Source organism: Vibrio tritonius (assembly GCF_001547935.1).
Lineage (GTDB): Bacteria > Pseudomonadota > Gammaproteobacteria > Enterobacterales > Vibrionaceae > Vibrio > Vibrio tritonius.
On record NZ_AP014635.1, the window covers coordinates 3360239 to 3381024 of the forward strand.

A 20786-nucleotide genomic window follows, 5' to 3' on the forward strand; every position below is an offset into this window, starting at 1 on the left:
ACTTTCCCTTCACTTCTTATTTCTTATTGGATGAGGACTGTCCGTAATAGGCATTGGCACCGTGTTTACGCAGGTAATGCTTATCGAGCAGGGCTTGATTAATGTGATCAACTTGGGCATTGATTTGTAGGGTTTGGAGAGCCATGTCTGCCACGACTTCCATCACGACCGCATTATGAACTGCTTGTGCTGCGTCTTTACCCCAACTAAAAGGTCCATGTTCTTTCACTATGATGCCTGGGATGGCAACCGGGTCATTGTCACCAATGGTTTCCACTATTACCTTCCCTGTGTTGTACTCGTAGTCATTTTGAATTTCTTGGTCGCTCAAAGCGCGAGTACATGGAATATTTCCGTAGAAATAATCCGCGTGGGTCGTACCTAAAGCAGGAATGGGTTTACCCGCTTGTGCCCACGACGTGGCATGATTAGAGTGCGTATGCACCACTCCACCTATCTCAGGATAAGCGCGATACAAGACTAAGTGCGTCGCAGTGTCAGACGATGGGTTTAAGGAGCCTTCCACCACATTGCCTTCTAAATCAACAACGACCATGTTTTCAGCAGATAATTCACTGTACGCAACGCCACTTGGTTTAATCACCACCAATCCAGACTCTCTATCGATCGCGGATACATTACCCCACGTAAAAGTCACAAGATGATGGCGCTCAAGATCCATATTGGCTTGCCACACTTGGTGACGAAGCTGGCGTATACGTTCAAACTGAGCGCTACGGGGGTTATTTAGCACTGCATGTTCAGCCATGATGACGCTCCTGAGATAAATGAAATTCTTCAATTTGTTCAATATGATGACCTAACTCTCGATAAGCAGAATAACGCTGTGTTCGACGAGGCTTGGTCGCCAGATTGGGTTGGTAAATTTGGCAAATAGGACTGGCCATCACTTGTTGTGCGGTTTGGCTATCGGCATGTACGCCAGCAGCCACAGCGGCAAAAATAGCAGCCCCCAAAGCACAGCATTGTTCAGAGCGAACAATCGCAATATCCCGACCAATAACATCCGCACACATCTGCATGACGAATGGGGATTTTTGCGAAATACCACCAATCGCAATCACACGTTCAACATCCATACCTTGGTCAACAAAGCAGTCAACAATCGCTTTCGCACCATGGGCTGTCGATTCCACCAGCGCAGAAAACAAGGCGGGTGCACTTGAACCTAAGTTAAGTTCAGTGATGGCACCTTTGAGACGTTGGTTGGCATAAGGAGTACGGCGACCGTTATGCCAATCCATCGCGAGAGGAGACGTAGCATGCACATCGTATTGTTGTGCGGCCTCAGAAAGCATAGGAATCAGCTGATTTTCTAAGTCTTGCAAAGCTTGTGCATGCTGAGGGTTGTTCGCACCTAATTGCTGCATTGGCCACAACAACACATTTTTAAACCAAGCGTAAATATCTCCGAAAGCCGATTGACCCGCCTCCAAAGCAGTTAGATTGGGTAATGCACTGCCCTTAACCTGCCCACAAATACCATGAATGGTTTTATCACCGACTTGATCGTGTTCCACCATCAAAATATCGCAGGTGGAAGTACCAATCACTTTCACCAAATCGTGAGCGCCTGCGCCTGCGCCAACAGCACCCATATGGCAGTCAAATTCGCCAATCGCGACGGCGATGCCCTCTGGTAAACCAAAGCGCTGTGCCCATTCTGCTGATAAGCGCCCGGCTTCTTGGTCTGCGGTATAAACTCGGTCAAACATACGTTCGCGCATACCACTTAACGTTGGCGATATCGCTGTCAGAAATTGCTCATCAGGTAAACCGCCCCAGCTGTCATGCCACATCGCCTTATGACCTGCCGCGCAGATACCACGACGGAAATGATCAGGATGCTGGTTGCCACTGATCAGTGCTGGAATCCAGTCACACAGTTCAACCCAACTGTAAGCCTGTTTGGCTACATCGCTGTCTTGTTCACTCACCCAAGCAGCCTTAGCCCAAAACCATTCCGAAGAATAAATACCGCCGATGTAGCGAGTGTAATCAGGGAACTCACCACCATGAGCCAATTCATTAATTCGCTCAGCTTTCTCTACAGAGGTATGGTCCTTCCACAACACAAACATCGCATTAGGGTTATGTTCAAATTCTGGAAGAAGCGCCAGTACATTCCCCTCTTTGTCGATTGGCGCAGGAGTAGAGCCTGTGGTATCGACGCCGATCCCCACAACGGACTGAGCAATGTCGGCTGGAACTTGTGCGAGCACCTCTTGGACTGCACTGGTCATTGCCTCAATGTAATCTTTAGGGTGATGGCGAAATTGTGAATATTCAGGATTGCTATATAAGCCTTTCATCCAGCGAGGGTAATAGGTGACACCAGATGATACTTCGGCACCATTTGTCGCATTAACAAGCAGGGCACGTACAGAATCTGAACCAAAATCAAGACCGATAACGTGAGCTTGATGTGAAGTGAACTTGTCCATGACAGCTCCATCTATGGTTGGAATTGCTATTTGTTATAACCGTGCGGTGACGGTTCAACCATGAATCAAGCTGCTACAAGTATGGATAAAAACGCCACAACGTAAAATCCGTGCGTTAGGTTATAAAATCGGCCTCAAGTAACATATTGAGCCATATCACAAAAAAATAAGGGTAAATTCTCCCATTTGGTTCCATTCGTGCACGAACCGGCAGCGATTGAGATCCACTTCATAGTCATGGGAGCTAAATGAATGGACAAATTCGCTACTTTCCCCCCCTGTGATTTTTATCACTTCCTCCGTGCCACAATAGTGCAAATAATAGCCAGCGAAACCCTACAAACATCAGCGGATGAAATAACAATGAAACTAAAAACCCTACTCACTGCTGCAGCATTGTCTGGATTGACTCTGCTCAGCGCCTCTGCCAGTGCCTTTTCTTTATTTGGTTCTGACGATGACACCCTCAAACTCGGCTATTTAGTTAAACAACCTGAAGAACCATGGTTCCAAACCGAATGGTCATTTGCCGAAAAAGCCGCTAAGGACAAAGGCTTTGAGGTGATAAAAATGGCAGTACCCGATGGCGAGAAAACCCTAAATGCCATCGATACCCTCGCCGCAAGTGGCGCAAAAGGCTTCGTTATCTGCACGCCAGACCCTAAGTTGGGGCCTGCGATCATGGCTAAAGCGAAAAGCTATGATCTCAAAGTGGTGACAGTTGATGACCAATTCCTTAATGCTAAAGGTCAACCAATGACCGATGTACCTTTGGTGATGATGGCAGCAAGCCAAATTGGCTATCGCCAAGGACAAGAATTGATTAAAGAAATGCAACATCGCAGTTGGGATCAAGCCACAACTGGTGTTATGGCGATTACTGCCGATGAGTTGGATACCGCTCGTCGTCGTGTTGATGGCGCAATCAAAGCCATTGAAGAATCCGGTTTCCCTGTGGCGCAAGTGCATCGTGTACCAACCAAAACCAACGACATTCCTGGCGCATTGGATGCCGCAAACTCACTCCTTGTTCAATACCCAACAGTTAAACAGTGGTTAGTCGTTGGTATGAATGACAACACTGTTTTAGGCGGTGTACGTGCAACAGAAGGCCAAGGTTTTACCGCGAAAAACGTTATTGGTATCGGCATTAATGGTGTGGATGCGGTCAATGAACTTGCAAAATCTAAAGCGACTGGCTTTTACGGTTCACTGCTTCCTAGCCCTGATGTACACGGTTATAAAAGTATCGAATCTCTCTATGATTGGGTCGAAGATGGCGTTCAACCTAAGAAGTTTGTTGAGGTAACTGACGTCGTTCTCATCACTCGTGATAACTACAAAGCTGAATTGGCGAAAAAAGGTCTATAAGCAAAAGGGACACAGGTGACCAAAAGCTTGTGTCCCCTCCGATTAAGCAAAGTGAGCACAAGGAGAGACGGTGATGAACACAGCCCCCTCATACCTCGAATTTAGCCATATTTCGAAACATTTCCCAGGTGTCAAAGCGCTAACAGACATCAGTTTTAGATCAAACAAAAGCAGCATTCATGCCTTGATGGGTGAAAACGGCGCAGGCAAATCAACCCTTTTGAAAACCTTAAGTGGGTTACATCAACCAACGGAAGGTGAACTGCTCATCGATGGTCAGCCTCATCAGTTTTCGAATGCACAAGATGCACTCGAGCAAGGCATTGCCATTATTTATCAGGAGCTAAACCTAGTTCCAGAACTCAGCGTGGCAGAAAACATCTTTCTTGGCCAACTGCCAACTAAGCAAGGCCGAGTAGACGTAGACACTCTCAATCGTAATGCGCGAGAACAACTCGAGCGCCTTGGTGAACATTTTGACCCATCATTGCCATTGAAAGAATTTTCAATCGGCCAATGGCAGATGGTTGAAATTGCCAAAGCACTGAGCCGTAATGCACAGATCATTGCCTTTGATGAGCCCACCAGTAGCCTTTCCCAACGCGAGATTCAAAACTTGTTCAAAGTGATTCGCGAACTGCGCGACTCCGGCAAAATTATTTTGTACGTTTCACACCGTATGGAAGAGATTTTTGAACTGTGTGATGCCATCACCATTTTTAAAGACGGCACTTTAGTGCAAACCTTTGATGATCTTACACACCTAACCCACGAACGCTTAGTGGAGTTAATGGTGGGTCGAGAAATCAGTGATATTTACCACTATCGTCCCCGCCCATTAGGCGAAAGTGGTCTGCGACTTGACAACTTACTTGGTCCAGGTGTCAGCTCACCAATCTCTTTCGACATTCGCCAAAGCGAGATTTTAGGCCTATTTGGTCTGGTTGGTGCAGGGCGAACAGAGCTTACCAAACTAATATTTGGTGCCGAGAAAGCAACCTCTGGTCAAGTGTATCTGCATGACACTCCGATAAAGATAAATCGCCCGGTTGATGCCATTCGAGCCGGTATTACGCTCTGCCCCGAAGATCGAAAAACCGATGGCATTGTGCCCATTCTTTCCGTTGCAGAAAACACCAACATCAGTGCCAGACCATGGCACTTGAAGCTGAAAAGTCTGATCGATTTTTCATGGGAAGGCCAAAATGCAGCGGAGCAAAAAAAAGCTCTCAACATCAAAGCATCCTCTTTAGAACAGCGGCTTGGTGACCTATCTGGCGGGAATCAACAAAAAGTCATTTTAGGTCGCTGGTTGTCGACAGCAATGAGCGTGATTCTACTTGATGAACCCACTCGTGGCATCGATGTAGGTGCGAAATCAGAGATTTACGAACTGATTTTTAAACTGGCTGAAAATGGCGTCACGGTGCTCGTGGTATCAAGCGACTTGCCTGAAGTGCTTGGTATCTCTGACCGAGTTTTGGTCATGAAAGACGGCGCCGTAACGGGTGAACTGCAACGCAATGAATTCAAAGAACAAACCGCACTTCGACTCGCAATGCTTGGTGACGAAGCCACCGCGGCTTAATGAAAGGAATTAGATTATGTCTCTATCAAGTTCAACCAAAATGACTCAACAAGAGCCAAAAGAACGCCATCTCAACCTCACGCATCTTTGGGATAAATTCGGCATGCTGATTGTTTTCGCCGGTCTCTTTATCCTGTGCAGCTTGTTTGTGCCCTACTTTGCCACTTTTGTAAACATGAAAGGTTTAGGCCTTGCAATTTCAATGAGTGGTATGGTCGCCTGTGCAATGTTGTTCTGTCTTGCCTGTGGCGACTTAGACCTATCGGTTGCATCGGTTATCGCCTGCTCTGGCGTTGTGACCGCGGTAGCGATTAATGCCACCAGCAGTGTCGTACTCGGTGTCGGTGCGGGTTTATTATCTGGTGTGGCTTTTGGTTTGCTCAATGGCTTTGTGATAGCCAAACTGCAAATCAACGCCCTGATAACCACACTCGCAACCATGCAAATTGCCCGCGGTTTGGGTTACATCATTTCAGATGGTAAAGCCGTTGGTATCACTGAAGAAGGCTTCTTTGCTCTGGGCAACTCCTCTTTCATTGGTATTCCAACCCCAATTTGGCTCACCATCGTCACCTTTGCCATCTTCGCATTTCTACTTAATCGCACGGTTTATGGACGTAATACCTTGGCCATTGGCGGTAACGAAGAAGCAGCACGTTTAGCAGGGGTCAATGTGGTCAAAACCAAGCTACTGATTTTCACTATTTCCGGATTTATATCAGCCCTAGCAGGTGTCATCTTGGCAGCGCGTATGACCAGCGGCCAACCCATGACATCGGTCGGTTTTGAACTGGTAGTTATCTCTGCTTGTGTCCTGGGCGGTGTATCACTCAAAGGCGGGATAGGTAAAGTATCTTATGTCATTGCAGGGGTACTGATTCTGGGTACGGTGGAAAACGCGATGAACCTATTAAACATGTCTCCATTTGCGCAATATGTGGTTCGTGGGGCTATCTTACTTGCAGCCGTTATATTTGACCGCTATAAACAAAAAGCGCGATAAATATTATTTAATAAATTCAAGCCTCTGTTATTTTTCAGAGGCTTTTTATTTACAAAGAAAAATAAAAAACAACGCTATCACCTCTATTTTTCAACTCATTTTTTGTGAACATAATGTTATTTTTGTTGCTATTAAAATGGATAAAATTGCTACAAAAATTGTTATGTGATTAACGTCCAAATCCCTCTTATCTAACAAACATACTCTTATCTTCGTAATAAAAATAATGTCCTACAAAACGCTTTAATCCGTGAAATAAATAGTCAAACAAAATAGGTACATCAATATGTTAAAGAAACTTTCTCTCGCCGTTGCGATCAGCTCTTTATTGATGTCTGGTTCGCTGATGGCCAACCCCCTCACCGTCGGCTTTTCCCAAATTGGTTCTGAATCTGGTTGGCGCGCTGCCGAAACGTCAGTAGCAAAAACCGAAGCAGCCAAACGTGGAATTAACTTAAAAATATCCGATGCCCAACAAAAACAAGAGAACCAAATCAAAGCTGTGCGTTCATTCATTGCTCAAGGCGTCGATGCTATCTTTATCGCCCCAGTCGTGCAAACAGGATGGGAACCCGTGCTTGAAGAAGCCAAAGACTACGACATTCCGGTTTTTTTACTTGACCGTACTGTCTCTGTCGACGACTCACTTTACATGACATCCGTTGCTGCAAATGACGTTTTAGAAGGTGAAGTAGCGGGTAACTGGCTGATTAACCAAGTAAAAGATCGTAAAAACTGTAACGTGGTAGAACTACAAGGAACGGTAGGCTCTAGTGTCGCTATCGAGCGTAAACAGGGCTTTGATAAGACCATCCAAAAAGCTCAAAACATCCATGTTACCCGTACCCAATCTGGCGAGTTTACTCGTAGTAAAGGTAAAGAAGTTATGGAAAGCTTTATCAAAGCAGAAAATAACGGCAAGAGTATTTGTGCGGTATTTTCCCATAACGACGATATGGCCATTGGTGCAATTCAAGCAATAAAAGAAGCAGGATTACAACCGGGTAAAGATATTCTTATTGTCTCAATTGATGCTGTGCCCGATATATTTAGAGCCATGCTAAAAGGTGAAACCAACGCCACTGTTGAATTGACACCAAATATGGCAGGCCCTGCATTTGATGCCTTAATGGCATATAAAGACAAAGGTATTATTCCACCTAAAAAAATCGTAACTAAATCAACTCTGTTCTTGCCTAAAGATGCCGCTGAAGAACTAAAAATCAAACAAAACTTAGGTTATTAGTTTTTATTAAGTCATGAACTTTTATTAGGTTATGAATTTGCAGTAGTTCCCGCCTCATGCTGCTTCCTGCCAGCATGAGGCGCAGATGGAGTGATTCTCATGTCCAATCAAGATTTGGTGCTCGATGCCAAACGGATCTGTAAATATTTTCCTGGCGTTAAAGCATTGCAGAATGTCGATTTTTCTCTACGTAAAGGCGAAATTATGGCTTTGCTTGGGGAAAATGGCGCAGGTAAATCCACGTTGGTGAAAACCCTCACCGGCGTATACCCAAAAGATTCGGGGGAAATTCTTCTCGATGGCCGTTCTATCTCACCACAGAATACCGCACATGCCCAACGGCTTGGTATTGGTACTGTTTATCAAGAGGTCAACCTATTACCCAATATGTCGGTAATGGACAACCTCTTCATTGGTCACGAGCCGAGACGTTTTGGTTTGGTTGACCACAAAACCATGGCGCATAAAGCCAAACAAATCGTACAAACATATGGGCTGGATATCGACGTCAGCCTACCTCTTAATCAGTTTTCAGTTGCCATTCAACAAGTGGTCGCTATCGCTCGTGCGATCTCGATGTCTGCCAAAATTTTGATTCTTGATGAACCCACCGCAAGCCTTGATGGTAATGAAGTCAATATGCTGTTCGATATCATGCGTCAATTAAAAACGCAGGGAGTCAGTTTAATTTTCATTACTCACTTTCTTGAACAAGTGTATCAAGTGAGTGATCGCATCACCGTCTTGCGTAATGGACAGTTAGTCGGCACAAGGGAAACAGCCGAGTTACCACAAATTGAATTAGTAAAAATGATGCTGGGACGCGAATTGGAAGAAGGCGCACTGAAACGCGCAGGCAAAACCACTTGGAATGACAAACCCGTTATCCAACTATCCGATTTTGGTAAAAAAGGCACCATTGAGCCATTCACGCTTGACGTTCATGCTGGAGAAATTGTTGGACTCGCCGGATTATTGGGTTCAGGACGTACCGAAACGGCTCAAGTCATTTTTGGTATTGAACCTCATGATAGTGGTACCTGCCAACTGCAAAACAAAGTCGTCTCCATTCACTCAGCAAGACAAGCTTCCCATTTAGGACTCGGTTATTGTCCTGAAGATCGTAAAACCGATGGCATCATTGGCGCAGCCTCAGTAAGGGAAAACATTATTCTAGCTCTGCAAGCCCAACGCGGATGGTTTCGTCCTTTATCACGCAAAGAACAAGAGACCGTATCAGATCGGTTTATTCAACAGTTAGCCATTAAAACCCCAACGATGGAGCAACCTCTAGAATTTCTTTCAGGGGGGAATCAGCAAAAAGTCCTGCTGGCACGCTGGCTACTGACTAAGCCTAAATTTCTCATCCTAGATGAGCCAACTCGTGGGATTGATGTGGGTGCTCATGCTGAGATCATCCGACTCATCGAAAGCCTATGTGCGGATGGTCTGGCTTTGTTGGTTATCTCTTCGGAGTTGGAGGAATTGGTCGGTTATGCCGATCGAGTGATCGTCTTGCGTGACCGTAAACAGGTAGCTGAAATTCCAACAGAAGAGTTATCCGTTCCCGCCATTATGCAAGCTATCGCGATGTGAGGTGAATTATGAGTATTTTAACACCCTCAACCCTATCCAAGTCTGGACATAAGCCCACTCTACACTTACCTAAAGGTACGCCACAAATTGCCGCATTAGTGTTACTGCTGGTGGTCAACAGCCTGATTGCGGATAACTTTTTTTCTATCCATATCCAAGATGGGCGCCTGTTTGGCAGCCTTATCGATATTTTAAACCGCGGAGCACCGGTTGCCTTGCTGACCATTGGTATGACGTTGGTCATCGCCACTGGAGGTATTGACCTATCGGTTGGTGCCGTTATGGCCATAAGCGGTGCAGTGATGGCGAGCATGGCTCACCAAGGCTATGACCCAAGCGTGATTCTGCTTTGTGGCATCGTTGCAGGTGCGCTATGTGGGCTATGGAACGGCTTCTTAGTCGCGATTTTTAAGATTCAGCCGATTGTGGCCACCCTAATCTTAATGGTTGCAGGTCGCGGTATCGCCCAGCTTATCACTCAGGGGCAAATCATCACTTTTACCAACAGCACATTAGCTTGGTTTGGTAGTGGCACCTTGCTCTACTTTCCAACACCAGTTTGGTTGATGCTAGCCGCAGCGATAGCGGTATGGGCACTAACCAAAAAAACCGCCTTGGGACTCTTTATTGAATCGGTCGGTATTAATATTAAAGCCGCCAAAAATGCTGGCTTAAATACCCCTGCTATTGTGATGTCCGTTTATGTGGTGAGTGGTGTGATGTCGGCAATTGCTGGGATTGTTGTTGCAGCAGATATTCAAGGTGCAGATGCAAACAATGCGGGGCTGTATTTGGAAATGGATGCCATCCTCGCGGTTGTGATTGGCGGCACGTCGTTGATGGGCGGGCGTTTTAACCTCTTCCTTGCCCTGATCGGGGCCTACATCATTCAAAGTATCAACACGGGTATTCTTTTGTCTGGGTATCAACCGCAATGGAACCAAATCGTTAAATCTGTCGTGGTGCTGATTGTACTTGTGCTGCAATCACCAGCCGTTATTCGAGCTATAAAAGGGAGAATGAAACATCATGATTAAACGTCATTTCCCACTCTTCATAACAATTTGCGTTTTCTTGCTTGGTTATTTTTTCTGTGCCTTGCAATTTCCCGCATTTACTAGCACTCGAGTCATCTGCAATATCCTTACTGATAATGCTTTTCTGGGGATTCTAGCTGTTGGCATGACCTTTGTGATTTTATCTGGCGGTATTGACCTGTCCGTTGGGTCGGTGATTGCTTTTACAGGCGTGTTGATGGCGACGTTGATTAGCCATGGCATTCATCCTTACGCTGCCATGTTGATAGCCCTAGTCCTAGGAGCATTGTTTGGCGCATTTATGGGCTGGATTATCGACACTCTGAAAATTCCGGCTTTCATCGTCACGCTGGCGGGGATGTTTTTTCTGCGCGGTACCAGCTTCCTGATCTCAGAACAGTCGATCCCAATTAACCACCCTACTTATCGTGAACTATCTCGAACGGTATGGCACATCTGGGGTGGAGGACGCCTTAGCCTTTTAGCTGTAATTATGCTGGTCGTGGTGGCATTAGGTATTATCCTAGCTCAGAAAACCCGCTTTGGTAATAACGTCTATGCGATCGGCGGGAATGCAACATCCGCCTCTTTAATGGGAGTGCCTGTACGGATGACAACCATTGGTATTTATACTCTTTCGACCCTACTTGCGACCTTGGCTGGGATTGTTTTCTCTATCTACACATCAGCGGGTTACCCGCTGGCGACAGTCGGAGTTGAACTGGATGCTATCGCCGCTGTGGTGATTGGTGGCACTTTGCTCTCCGGTGGCGTGGGTACAGTGTTTGGTTCACTGTTTGGCGTGTTAATTCAAGGTTTAATTCAAACCTACATTACCTTTGATGGCACCTTAAGCTCTTGGTGGACAAAAATTATCGTCGGTATTTTGCTGTTCAGTTTCATCGGCATGCAGCGACTGCTCACCATCATTACCGAACGGCGTAAAGTCGTTCATAAGATAGAAGCGGCGACCACATAAAATAGTCACCACACCTAAACAGCAAACCCCAGTCTTGCACTTGGGGTTTGCTTTATTCTGCTTCTGAAGACGCGAGAGAGGATTGGGAAGTGGCAGGGCGAACTTCCGGTCGACGCCAAATAATCACCAAGGCAATCAACATACCAGCCGTAGCAACAAACAACACCCAAAACGCAACATGATGAACCCACAAGATAAGAAAACACACGGATATAGAAATAGTCGAGATCACTTTATTCTTGCGAGTGATAACCCGCCCATTTTGCCAGTTTTCTATCATGTCGCGAAAATAGGGCCGTGACATAATAAAACGATAAATCGTTGGCGAACCTTTGGCTGCCGCCCAAGCACTGAGAATCACAAACTCAGTGGCAGGTAAACCGGGTAACAAAACCCCCGCAAACGCCATCATCAAACTCAATACAGCAATACACTTGTACATCCAAAGCTTCATGCAAAGCTCCGTTTTATCTCAATATGCTACCAAGTATAGATGACGTTAACTGGCCCTGTGTCAGGCGTTATGATAGAGAAGCGGTTTGCTTATTCGACGTTTTGAATTGCCGCAACACAACGTTGCACAACTTCAGCAAAAGTCCCATCAATGTTAACGCGAATAATGTCGCTTTCTTCTGCCGTTGGCATCTCCAAGGTATCAAACTGGCTTTTGAGTAACTCAATTGGCATAAAGTGCTCGGCGCGATCCAGCATGCGTTGTTTCACTAGGTCAAATTCGCCATGGAGATGAATGAAGGTTAATCGACTATTGCCTTGGCGGATTTGATCACGGTATTTCTTTTTCAACGCAGAACACACTATCACACCGGACTCTTTTTTCATCTCAATGCTAAATACTGCATCATTAATGCGTTCCAACCACGGCGCACGGTCATCATCATTGAGTGGATGTCCCGATTTCATTTTGAGAATGTTGGCTTTGGGATGTAAGTCATCGCCATCAATGAATTTTGCGTTCAGTTCACGAGCGACTGCGGCACCAATCGATGACTTGCCACAGCTAGAGACGCCCATAAACAGATAGCTGTTCCCTTTTTTCTCTATCATCACTTTGTTGACCTCAATCTCATTTCCAAGCTTTGTTGGTTTTCATCCTACCACGTTACCCGTAACATGTTACGGGTAACCTACAAAAATGTGAACAAACTAACACTCCAACAAAAGGTACTTTTATGTCTGATCTTTCACTGATCCTGACGGCAATAGGCTCAATTGCGCTGCTTCTGTTCTTAGTCATGAAGGTGAGGCTTCATGCGGTAGTATCGTTGATTCTCGTGTCGATGATCGCAGGGCTTTGTTCAGGAATGAACCCTGCAGATATCGCTAACACCATCCAAAAAGGCATGGGCGGCACACTCGGCTTTGTTGCTGTGGTCGTCGCGCTCGGCGCTATGTTTGGACGCGTCATGGAAGAAACTGGCGCGCTTGATCAGATTGCCCATACCCTACTCAACAAATTTGGGTCGAATAAAGCTCACTGGGCAATGACTCTAACCGGTTTTATCTGTGCTCTGCCCCTATTCTTTGACGTGGCCGTTGTACTATTAATTGGTATTGCCTTTGCCGTAGTACGTAAAGGTGGTGGTAGCGTCGTTAAAATTGGTATTGCACTATTAGCGGGTATCGCAACCTGCCAAGCGTTTTTAATCCCAGCACCAGGGCCAATTCTAGTCGCTTCACAATTGAATGCTGACTTTGGCTACATGATTGTGATTGGTTTGCTAGCATCCATTCCTGCGATGATTCTTGGCGGACCTATCTTTGGTAGCATGATTGCGAAAAAGGTACATGTCGAGCTGCCAGCACACGAACAGCAAGACAATATGCAACGTGAGGGGTCAGTAATTCCTTCATTTTTACTCTCTATTAGCATCGTGATTTTCCCTCTGCTGCTGATTGGTCTAAAAACCATCGTATCCCGTTTTATTGACCCGCACTCCTCTCTACACGATTGGCTAGCACTGATCGGTCACCCATTTACCGCGATTTTGCTGGCATGCCTATTGGCATTTTATGCACTAGGAATTAAACGCAATATTCCTCGCGAACGTATTATGGATATCTGTGGTAGCGCCCTGCAACCAGCGGGTGTCATCATCTTAGTTACAGGTGCAGGCGGTGTATTTAAACAAGTACTTATCGATTCAGGCGTTGGCGCAGCATTAGGTAACACCTTAGCTGGCTCAGGTCTACCTATCGTGATTCTTGCCTTTATTTTGGCAGCGGCTGTGCGTGTTATTCAAGGCTCCGCAACGGTGGCTATGCTGACAGCATGTGGCTTGATCACACCGATGCTAGCACCACTGAATTTAGATGGGGCGCAATTGGCTGCGATTACTATCGCAATTGGTGGAGGCGCCATCGTGTTATCACACGTGAATGACTCTGGCTTCTGGTTGGCTAACCGTTATCTGGGTTTAAGTGAAAAACAAACATTGCAAACGTGGACCGTTATGGAAACCATTATCGGAACCACTGGCGCTATCGTAGCGATGTTAGTATCTATCTTTCTTTAATTAGATCAGTCTATCTCCAAGTAACCTCAAGATGTGGTTTCAGCGAGAATGTATTAGCTCCACAACGAACCGCACTCTGAATCTTTCGGGTGCGGTTTTTTATTGTAAGCTTTCACCAATATCAATTTCATACCCAAGATTGATGATTGACTTCTCCACTACCTTTCCTTGTAAGCGATCCAGTAGTTCTGTTGCAGAAATACGCCCAATTTGCTCTCGCGGGGTAATCACACTCGCCAGCTTTGGTGTCATCGATTGACCAATATCATGCCCATGGAAACCGGCAACACCAATCTCCTCAGGAACGCGAATACCTTGGCGCTGACACTCAAAAATAACACCTGCCGCCAAGTCATCGTTGGTACAAAAGAAACTATCTAAATCGGGGTAACTTTGCATACTGTTTTTTAGCAATTTAGCACCGAGAGAAAATGAAGAGGCTTCATCGGTCGTTACTACTGCGGTTGGTAAGCCAGCCTGATCCATTGCTGCTGCGTAGCCCTGCATCTTCAATTTGGTACGTACGTCCATTCGAGCGCCAAGATAGACAATACGTCGGTGACCACGCGCGATCATCGCCTGAACCATTTCATAGGCTGCTTGAGTGTTATCAATCCCGACGCACTGTTGGATTGACGGTGAGGCTATATCCATCATTTCAATAACAGGAATACCCGCAGTTTCAATCATTCTAACGGTTCTGGGCGTGTGATAACTCTCAGAAAGCAATAGCCCATCAATGTTGTAAGAAAGTAGCGAAGCCACCCTAGCCTCTTCAACTTCAGGACGATAACCATAGTGAGCAAACATGGTTTGATAACCATATTTCCCAGTGACTTTTTCAATACCACGAATCACTTCAGCAAAAACTTGGTTAGTTAAAGAAGGTACCAAAACGCCGATCGCTCGACTTTTGGCTTGCGCCAAAATCTCTGGAGCTCGATTGGGAATATAGCCACAAGTGTCGAGTGCAGAAGCTATCTTTTCGCGGGTTTTATCAGAAACCAATAGTGGATCTTTAAGATAACGACTCACCGTCATCTTGGTTACCCCTACCAGATCAGCAACATCCTGCAACGTAGGCCGGCGTTTTTTAGTCATAAATAGTTATCTTCCAAGTCGATGGAGAACTCTGTTTTAGAGAACCTATAACATCATAAATTACAATATGTTATGCAGCATCACTGAATCTTATAATAGATTGCCTAATTCAACCAGTCGCAATGGGGTTATGCCCACTGCCCTGCGACATAGCCACTCGACCATGCCCATTGAAAGTTATAACCTCCGAGCCAACCGGTCACGTCCATCACTTCGCCAACAAAAAACAACCCACTAACTTGAGTACATTCCATGGTTTTGGAGGAAATAACCTGAGTATCCACACCACCTAATGTAACCTCGGCAGTGCGATAACCCTCTGTTCCATTCGGCAAGATTTTCCATGCTTGTAACTGTTCGACCACTTGTTCGAGCTGTTTACCTTGATACTGCTTCAATGGCTTATCAGCAATGACTTTACGCTCAATCAGTACTTCCACTAAGCGTTTAGGTAATACTCGCGCCAGCGTGTTTTTCAGGCTCTGATTTGGATGTTGTTGCAAGGTTTCAGTGAGCATGGCACTCAAATCCACATCGGGAACAAGATTGATGGTAATCGCCTCACCAGGAGTCCAGTAAGAAGAGAGCTGCAACACGGCGGGACCAGATAAACCACGGTGAGTGAAAAGCAGTGCTTCTTTGAAGGTTTTACCCGATTTAGATTCGATAATGGTCGGAATAGCAATACCCGATAGTTCAGCGAAATCTTCTTTATCTTCTTTGTGCAACGTAAAGGGAACTAAGCCCGCAGTTGTGGTGATCACTGGCAGTCCGAAGCTTTCGGCCACCTTGTAACCAAAAGGGGTTGCACCTAGTTTAGGCATGGATAAACCGCCCGTTGCGATCACTAAAGACTCACACGTAATCTCGCCTTTATTCGTCGCCAACTGGAATCCTGTCTCGGTTTTATTAATCTGCTCAATCTCAACTTGATACTGCTGCTCAATATTTGCTTGGTCACACTCTGCCAATAACATGTTTACGATATCTTTAGCAGAATCCAAGCAAAACAGCTGACCATGATCGCGCTCTTCAAATTCTATACCGTGCTTGCTCACCATCGAGATAAAATCCCAGTTGGTATATTGAGATAACGCTGATTTCACAAAATGTGGATTGCGACATAAGTAGTTTTCAGCGGAAACATCGTAGTTAGTGAAGTTACAACGACCGCCGCCAGAAATAAGGATTTTTCGCCCCGGTTTTTTAGCGTTGTCGATGACCAAAACTCGGCGACCACGCAGTCCTGCTTGGGCTGCACACATTAATCCCGCCGCACCGGCACCCACGATGACTACATCGACCTGTCTACTCATGCTTTATAACTCTTGATTGAAATAAAAAAGGATGTGCTTGGGCACATCCTTCGATTACGTGAGGCGGTATTTTAGCGGCAAAGCCCGCGCTTGCCAATTAGCTGTTTACAGAATAATCGCCGCAGCCGTAGTGACAACCAACAGCGTAATACAGAGAATAAAGAGCTCTCGTACCCGATCGCACTTCGCCATAAACAGCTCATCATGATGATGATGGTATTCTTTGCTCTTAATATAATGGTAAAGACGCACTTGCTTCGTCCAATTTCCTTGGGTCGAGAAAAAACCTCTTCCATCCACTTGTTGATACAACAGAGGATGTGCATCCCTCATGATATACAGCAAAGAACGCAACGCGCTGAAATATCTTGCCAAATTAATTAAGGTTACTATCAGTAACGCAAAAAGAATGGTATCACCATTAATCATCTTTTCCTCCCCACATCTTCATACCAGACACCGAAAGAAAAAGACGATCGCTAACTCCAGTCTTTTACTTCTTACTATTCAGCAGAGGTATCTGATGCAGAAGATGAACTACCCACTTTTGCCAATTCCGCTAAATCCTTGTCGATAAAGAAGAGGGCTTTTCCGTCTTCACCAACAAGTTCTAGCTTGTCTAATATCCCTTTAAACAGTTTCTCTTCCTCATGTTGCTCAGCGACATACCATTGAAGAAAACTGAATGTAGAGTAGTCTTGAGATGTGAACGCCACATGAGCTAACTTATTAATATTCTGTGTAATCATTTGCTCATGTTCATACGTTTCACGGAATACCTCACCAAGGCTCGCGTACGTATGTTTAGGCGCAGCGATCGCACCAAGGATTGGCAAGGCACCCGTTTCACTTACATACGTAAATAAACGGTGCATATGCTGCATTTCTTCTTCTGCATGCTTACGCAAAAACTGCGCCGCGCCTTCGAATCCTTTGTCTTCACACCAAGCACTCATCTGTAAGTATAGATTGGATGAAAAAAATTCTAGGTTAATTTGATCATTCAATTGATCAATCATAGCTTGTGCCAACATAGATAACTCCTAACTCTCTGTTTCTATTTATAACAAGCACTATAACACGATCATTGTATTAAGTGCGTAAGGTATTACGGCGCGCTACGGATATGAGATCATGACTGCAAAAATCCCTAGCGTGCAGTGTTAATCTAATGTTAGTCACCTAAAAGGAGATAGCATTATGGGTTATCAACACATCTTAGTTGCCGTCGATCTTTCTGAAGATAGCAAAGTATTAGTCGACAAAGCGGTGGCGTTCGCAAGACCTTTAAACGCTCAATTGTCGTTCATTCATATCGATGTGAATTATGCGGAGCTTTATACTGGTCTCATCGATATCAATCTGGCTGAAACACAGCACAACTCCATGGAAGCCTCCCTCAATCAGCTTCAAGATTTGGCTAAATATGCGGGTTATCCAATTAATCACACCTTGGTGGGGAGTGGTGATTTAAGCAACGAGATCTGCGATACGATTGCGGAGTTTAATATTGACCTAGTTGTCTGCGGCCATCACCAAGATTTCTGGAGTAAAATCCTATCCTCAACCAAACAGCTCATGAATTGCACACCTGTCGACCTTCTGGTTGTGCCATTTGTTGACTGACGACAAAAGTAAATTCCGATAAACTTGGTTACTTTCTCCCTTGTGCGAAGTAACCATGTTTTATCTATCTGCTGTCACCCTACTATGGGCATTCTCTTTCAGCCTGATCGGCGTTTATCTTTCCGGTCAGGTTGATTCTTGGTTTGCGGTACTGATGCGTATTGCTCTCGCCAGCCTCGTCTTTCTGCCATTTCTCAAATTCAAAAACATATCAGGCAAGCTGATCATTAAATTAATGGCGATTGGCGGCATCCAACTCGGATTGATGTATTGTTTCTATTACCAATCCTTCCTACTACTGACGGTTCCCGAAGTATTGCTGTTTACCGTATTTACTCCCATCTATGTCACCTTGATTTATGACTTACTCAAAGGGAGATTCTCACCTTGGTATTTGGTGACCGCTCTCATCGCGGTGGCAGGCGCAGCCATTATTAAGTTCTCCGGCATTAACCAAAACTTCGTTTTAGGATTTCTCGTGGTGCAAGGAGCTAACCTTTGCTTCGCCATTGGCCAAGTGGGCTACAAATATGTAATGGAAAAAGAAGCCGCTGAGATTCCACAACGCACGATATTTGGCTATTTCTATCTCGGCGCTCTCGTTGTTGCGTCAGTTGCCTTTTTACTAATGGGTAACCTAAATAAACTGCCAACTACGGCTACACAATGGGGTATTTTGATCTATCTTGGCGTCATTGCTTCGGGTCTAGGCTACTTTGTGTGGAATAAGGGCGCCTGCTTAGTCAACGCAGGCGCGTTAGCTATCATGAATAACGCACTGGTTCCGGCAGGGCTTATCGTTAATATTCTGATTTGGAATCGAGATGTGGACTACCCTCGCCTTATTCTTGGGGGCATTGTTATCCTGTTTTCATTGTGGGCCAACGAAACTTGGATAAAACGCCTAGCGCAAAAAAGTTACGCGCGTTCAAATTGATAGGTTTACAGCAAAAAGCCGCTTGATAGCGGCTTTTTTCAATCCAAATTAATGCATCGGTACTGGTTCTTGCTGAACAACACCTAAACTGTTTTTTGCTGTTAGCTGATTGAATTTATTATTTAATTGGGTTTGTTTACGCACCAGTTTTTGCTGCTTTTTGTACACTTTTGCCAATTTCTTCTGCAACTTCTTCTGTTGCTTAAGTGCTTTTTTCGCCTTTTTCAAACTGATATTGAGCGGCATTTCATCCGTAATAAAATCCAAACCTAATATCGGCGCGTTATACGATGTCTCTTTACTACGTTCAATCTTCTGCGGCTTACATAAGTTGCCTTTCTCTTTCGAAGACCGAGCACAAGAGCGACAAACATAGTTTGGCGCTTCCACTAGACGATAGATTTCACCAAGTGAACTCGCGATATCGCGGCGATTCATTTTACAAAAACGGGTTGTCATCTTTACTCTCACTCCATGCTCACTTGGCAAGTCATTAAGACTAATCTTCTTTCATCGCAGACAACACATACACATCAAAACGGTTTTTCTTCGTCTCAATCGCCATGGTCGGTTTGTGTTGATTCAACCATTCTGCGTAATCTGGACGCTTTACGACCACACGTTTTGTCGCGAGTGCTAGAGCGGGCTCTAACAGACCATCCGCATCATTATCGGCACCAACCAGTGATTGAAAGACTCGCATCTCTTTTTTCACTAAGGCAGATTTCTTTTTGCCTTCTGGATGTGGATACATAGGATCAAGATAGACCACATCTGGACGAGCAAAATTCGGGTCTCGAGCAAGTTGGTGTAATGCATCATGGCTTGATGCATGGATTAAATTCACTCGTTCTTGCACCCAAGCACCGATCTCAGGGTCTTGCTTGGCTCTTTGTAAGCCATCATCAAGCAACGCGGCAACAACCGGATGACGTTCCACCAGCTGCACTTTACAGCCCAACGACGCCAGTACAAAAGCATCACGGCCAAGGCCTGCCGTACCATCTAACACAGTCGGCATAACGCCTTTATTTAAGCCAGCAGCTTTAGCTATCGCCTGCCCTTTACCACCACCAAACTTACGGCGGTGTGCAACGGCCCCAGTGACCCAATCAACATAGATTGCGCCAAGCTTAGGCTCGTCCAATTTGCGTAACTCAAGTCGCTCGTCTGTCAGCACTAAAGCAAAAAGGCTCTGGCTCGAATGTTCAAGCTTCCAGCGTGTCGCCAAAAGGTCTAATTCACCTTGACGCTCAGGTGCTTCAGCAATCAGTTGTATCTGCAAAAAATGGACTCCAAACTCGGGGCTAGTAACGGCGCAATTTTAGCGGATTTTGCTAGGAATACCTACACTTCGCAAAGAAAGTTCCATACACAGCCAACGCTCACACGTAACATCAAGAAAATGAGAATATAAACGCTAATTGATATTACTCTTTTCTAGGAGATGTTAAGATAATGAAACCGGTTGTTGTTCGAGAAGAGAAAAGGATATGACGAGCCCTGTAGCTGCGATAAAACTTGATGATTTAGACAGAGCTATTCTAAAGATCTTAATGGACGATGCTCGAACACCCTACGCTGAAATGGCCAAACAGTTTAACGTTAGCCCCGCCACAATCCACGTGCGTATCGAGAAAATGAAATCTTCCGATATTATTCAAGGTACAGAGGTGGTGGTAAATACAAAAAAACTCGGTTACGACGTTTGCTGCTTTATTGGTATTAACCTTAACGCAGCCCGTGATTACCATTCTGCTTTGACAAAACTTAATGCTTTAGATGAAGTGGTAGAAGCCTACTACACCACTGGTGCTTATAATATCTTTGTCAAATTAATGTGTCGCTCTATCGAAGAACTTCAACATGTACTTATCGATAAATTACAAGCAATTGATGAAGTGCAATCAACAGAAACATTAATTTCATTACAAAATCCAATTAATCGGAATGTAAATCCTTAAAAAAGCCCCAATTTATATTTGGG

The 20786-nt window shown here is 45.1% G+C and carries 21 protein-coding genes; 11 read left to right on the forward strand and 10 right to left on the reverse strand.

The features are described from left to right. Positions 1 to 16: 16 nt before the first annotated feature. Together araD and JCM16456_RS14980 are read right to left on the reverse strand one after the other, a co-directional pair. Positions 17 to 769 (reverse strand): L-ribulose-5-phosphate 4-epimerase, encoded by a 753-nt coding sequence (gene araD, locus JCM16456_RS14975; protein ID WP_068715709.1) that lies wholly within the window; start codon positions 767 to 769, stop codon positions 17 to 19. Next, a complete protein-coding gene (locus JCM16456_RS14980) occupies positions 762 to 2465 on the reverse strand; it encodes a ribulokinase (protein WP_068715711.1) in 1704 nt (567 codons plus the stop codon). The genes araD and JCM16456_RS14980 overlap by 8 nt, the downstream gene beginning before the upstream one ends. Positions 2466 to 2828: 363 nt before the next feature. Between JCM16456_RS14980 and JCM16456_RS14985 the strand changes: the two genes are divergently transcribed. The 7 genes from JCM16456_RS14985 to yjfF all read left to right on the forward strand — a co-directional run bounded on the left by JCM16456_RS14985 (position 2829) and on the right by yjfF (position 11285). Further along, positions 2829 to 3836 (forward strand): arabinose ABC transporter substrate-binding protein, encoded by a 1008-nt coding sequence (locus JCM16456_RS14985; RefSeq protein ID WP_068715713.1) that lies wholly within the window; start codon positions 2829 to 2831, stop codon positions 3834 to 3836. Positions 3837 to 3909: 73 nt separating this feature from the next. Further along, complete coding sequence (araG, locus tag JCM16456_RS14990; RefSeq protein ID WP_068715715.1) at positions 3910 to 5424, forward strand: L-arabinose ABC transporter ATP-binding protein AraG; 1515 nt, start codon at positions 3910 to 3912, stop codon at positions 5422 to 5424. A 16-nt stretch (positions 5425 to 5440) separates the two neighbouring features. After that, positions 5441 to 6427 (forward strand): L-arabinose ABC transporter permease AraH, encoded by a 987-nt coding sequence (gene araH, locus JCM16456_RS14995; RefSeq protein ID WP_068715717.1) that lies wholly within the window; start codon positions 5441 to 5443, stop codon positions 6425 to 6427. Between the two features lie 286 nt (positions 6428 to 6713). Beyond that, positions 6714 to 7673, forward strand: coding sequence for a galactofuranose ABC transporter, galactofuranose-binding protein YtfQ (ytfQ, locus tag JCM16456_RS15000; RefSeq protein WP_068715719.1), 960 nt, complete (start codon positions 6714 to 6716; stop codon positions 7671 to 7673). Positions 7674 to 7772: 99 nt separating this feature from the next. Further along, a complete protein-coding gene (gene ytfR, locus JCM16456_RS15005; protein ID WP_068715721.1) occupies positions 7773 to 9269 on the forward strand; it encodes a galactofuranose ABC transporter, ATP-binding protein YtfR in 1497 nt (498 codons plus the stop codon). 8 nt (positions 9270 to 9277) lie between these two features. Next, positions 9278 to 10306: a galactofuranose ABC transporter, ATP-binding protein YtfT gene (ytfT, locus tag JCM16456_RS15010; RefSeq protein WP_068715723.1), complete on the forward strand. Its 1029-nt coding sequence runs from the start codon at positions 9278 to 9280 to the stop codon at positions 10304 to 10306. After that, the gene (gene yjfF / locus JCM16456_RS15015) at positions 10299 to 11285 is read left to right on the forward strand and encodes a galactofuranose ABC transporter, permease protein YjfF (protein ID WP_068715725.1); all 987 of its coding nucleotides are present in this window, start codon (positions 10299 to 10301) and stop codon (positions 11283 to 11285) included. The genes ytfT and yjfF overlap by 8 nt, the downstream gene beginning before the upstream one ends. A 52-nt stretch (positions 11286 to 11337) precedes the next feature. Here yjfF and JCM16456_RS15020 read toward each other — a convergent pair whose 3' ends face one another. Then, the gene (locus JCM16456_RS15020) at positions 11338 to 11739 is read right to left on the reverse strand and encodes a YbaN family protein (protein ID WP_068715727.1); all 402 of its coding nucleotides are present in this window, start codon (positions 11737 to 11739) and stop codon (positions 11338 to 11340) included. 89 nt (positions 11740 to 11828) lie between these two features. Next, positions 11829 to 12350, reverse strand: a complete 522-nt coding sequence (locus tag JCM16456_RS15025; RefSeq protein WP_068715731.1) for a gluconokinase — start codon at positions 12348 to 12350, stop codon at positions 11829 to 11831. A 125-nt stretch (positions 12351 to 12475) separates the two neighbouring features. On the opposite strand from JCM16456_RS15025, the gene gntU reads away from it, so the two are divergent. After that, on the forward strand, positions 12476 to 13819 hold the full coding sequence (gene gntU, locus JCM16456_RS15030; protein WP_068715733.1) for a gluconate transporter: 1344 nt from the start codon (positions 12476 to 12478) through the stop codon (positions 13817 to 13819). Positions 13820 to 13918: 99 nt separating this feature from the next. On the opposite strand, the gene gntR is transcribed toward gntU, so the two are convergent. The 4 genes from gntR to ftnA form a co-directional block, all read right to left on the reverse strand. Continuing rightward, a complete protein-coding gene (gene gntR, locus JCM16456_RS15035; protein WP_068715735.1) occupies positions 13919 to 14920 on the reverse strand; it encodes a gluconate operon transcriptional repressor GntR in 1002 nt (333 codons plus the stop codon). Between the two features lie 128 nt (positions 14921 to 15048). Then, positions 15049 to 16236 carry a BaiN/RdsA family NAD(P)/FAD-dependent oxidoreductase gene (locus JCM16456_RS15040; RefSeq protein ID WP_068715737.1) on the reverse strand — a complete coding sequence of 396 codons (1188 nt, stop codon included), beginning with the start codon at positions 16234 to 16236 and terminating at the stop codon, positions 15049 to 15051. Between the two features lie 105 nt (positions 16237 to 16341). Further along, entirely contained in the window at positions 16342 to 16665 is a 324-nt protein-coding gene (uspB, locus tag JCM16456_RS15045) for a universal stress protein UspB (RefSeq protein ID WP_068715739.1), read from the reverse strand. A 74-nt stretch (positions 16666 to 16739) separates the two neighbouring features. Then, positions 16740 to 17270 (reverse strand): non-heme ferritin, encoded by a 531-nt coding sequence (gene ftnA, locus JCM16456_RS15050; RefSeq protein WP_068715741.1) that lies wholly within the window; start codon positions 17268 to 17270, stop codon positions 16740 to 16742. Positions 17271 to 17436: 166 nt separating this feature from the next. On the opposite strand from ftnA, the gene JCM16456_RS15055 reads away from it, so the two are divergent. Then, positions 17437 to 17862: a universal stress protein gene (locus tag JCM16456_RS15055; protein WP_068715743.1), complete on the forward strand. Its 426-nt coding sequence runs from the start codon at positions 17437 to 17439 to the stop codon at positions 17860 to 17862. A gap of 55 nt (positions 17863 to 17917) precedes the next feature. Next, the gene (locus JCM16456_RS15060; protein WP_068715745.1) at positions 17918 to 18799 is read left to right on the forward strand and encodes a carboxylate/amino acid/amine transporter; all 882 of its coding nucleotides are present in this window, start codon (positions 17918 to 17920) and stop codon (positions 18797 to 18799) included. Positions 18800 to 18847: 48 nt separating this feature from the next. On the opposite strand, the gene JCM16456_RS15065 is transcribed toward JCM16456_RS15060, so the two are convergent. Together JCM16456_RS15065 and JCM16456_RS15070 are read right to left on the reverse strand one after the other, a co-directional pair. Continuing rightward, positions 18848 to 19258, reverse strand: a complete 411-nt coding sequence (locus JCM16456_RS15065; protein WP_068715747.1) for a hypothetical protein — start codon at positions 19256 to 19258, stop codon at positions 18848 to 18850. A gap of 40 nt (positions 19259 to 19298) precedes the next feature. Beyond that, complete coding sequence (locus JCM16456_RS15070) at positions 19299 to 20084, reverse strand: class I SAM-dependent methyltransferase (RefSeq protein ID WP_068715749.1); 786 nt, start codon at positions 20082 to 20084, stop codon at positions 19299 to 19301. Between the two features lie 208 nt (positions 20085 to 20292). Between JCM16456_RS15070 and asnC the strand changes: the two genes are divergently transcribed. Continuing rightward, positions 20293 to 20763: a transcriptional regulator AsnC gene (asnC, locus tag JCM16456_RS15075; protein ID WP_068715750.1), complete on the forward strand. Its 471-nt coding sequence runs from the start codon at positions 20293 to 20295 to the stop codon at positions 20761 to 20763. Positions 20764 to 20786: the final 23 nt, after the last annotated feature.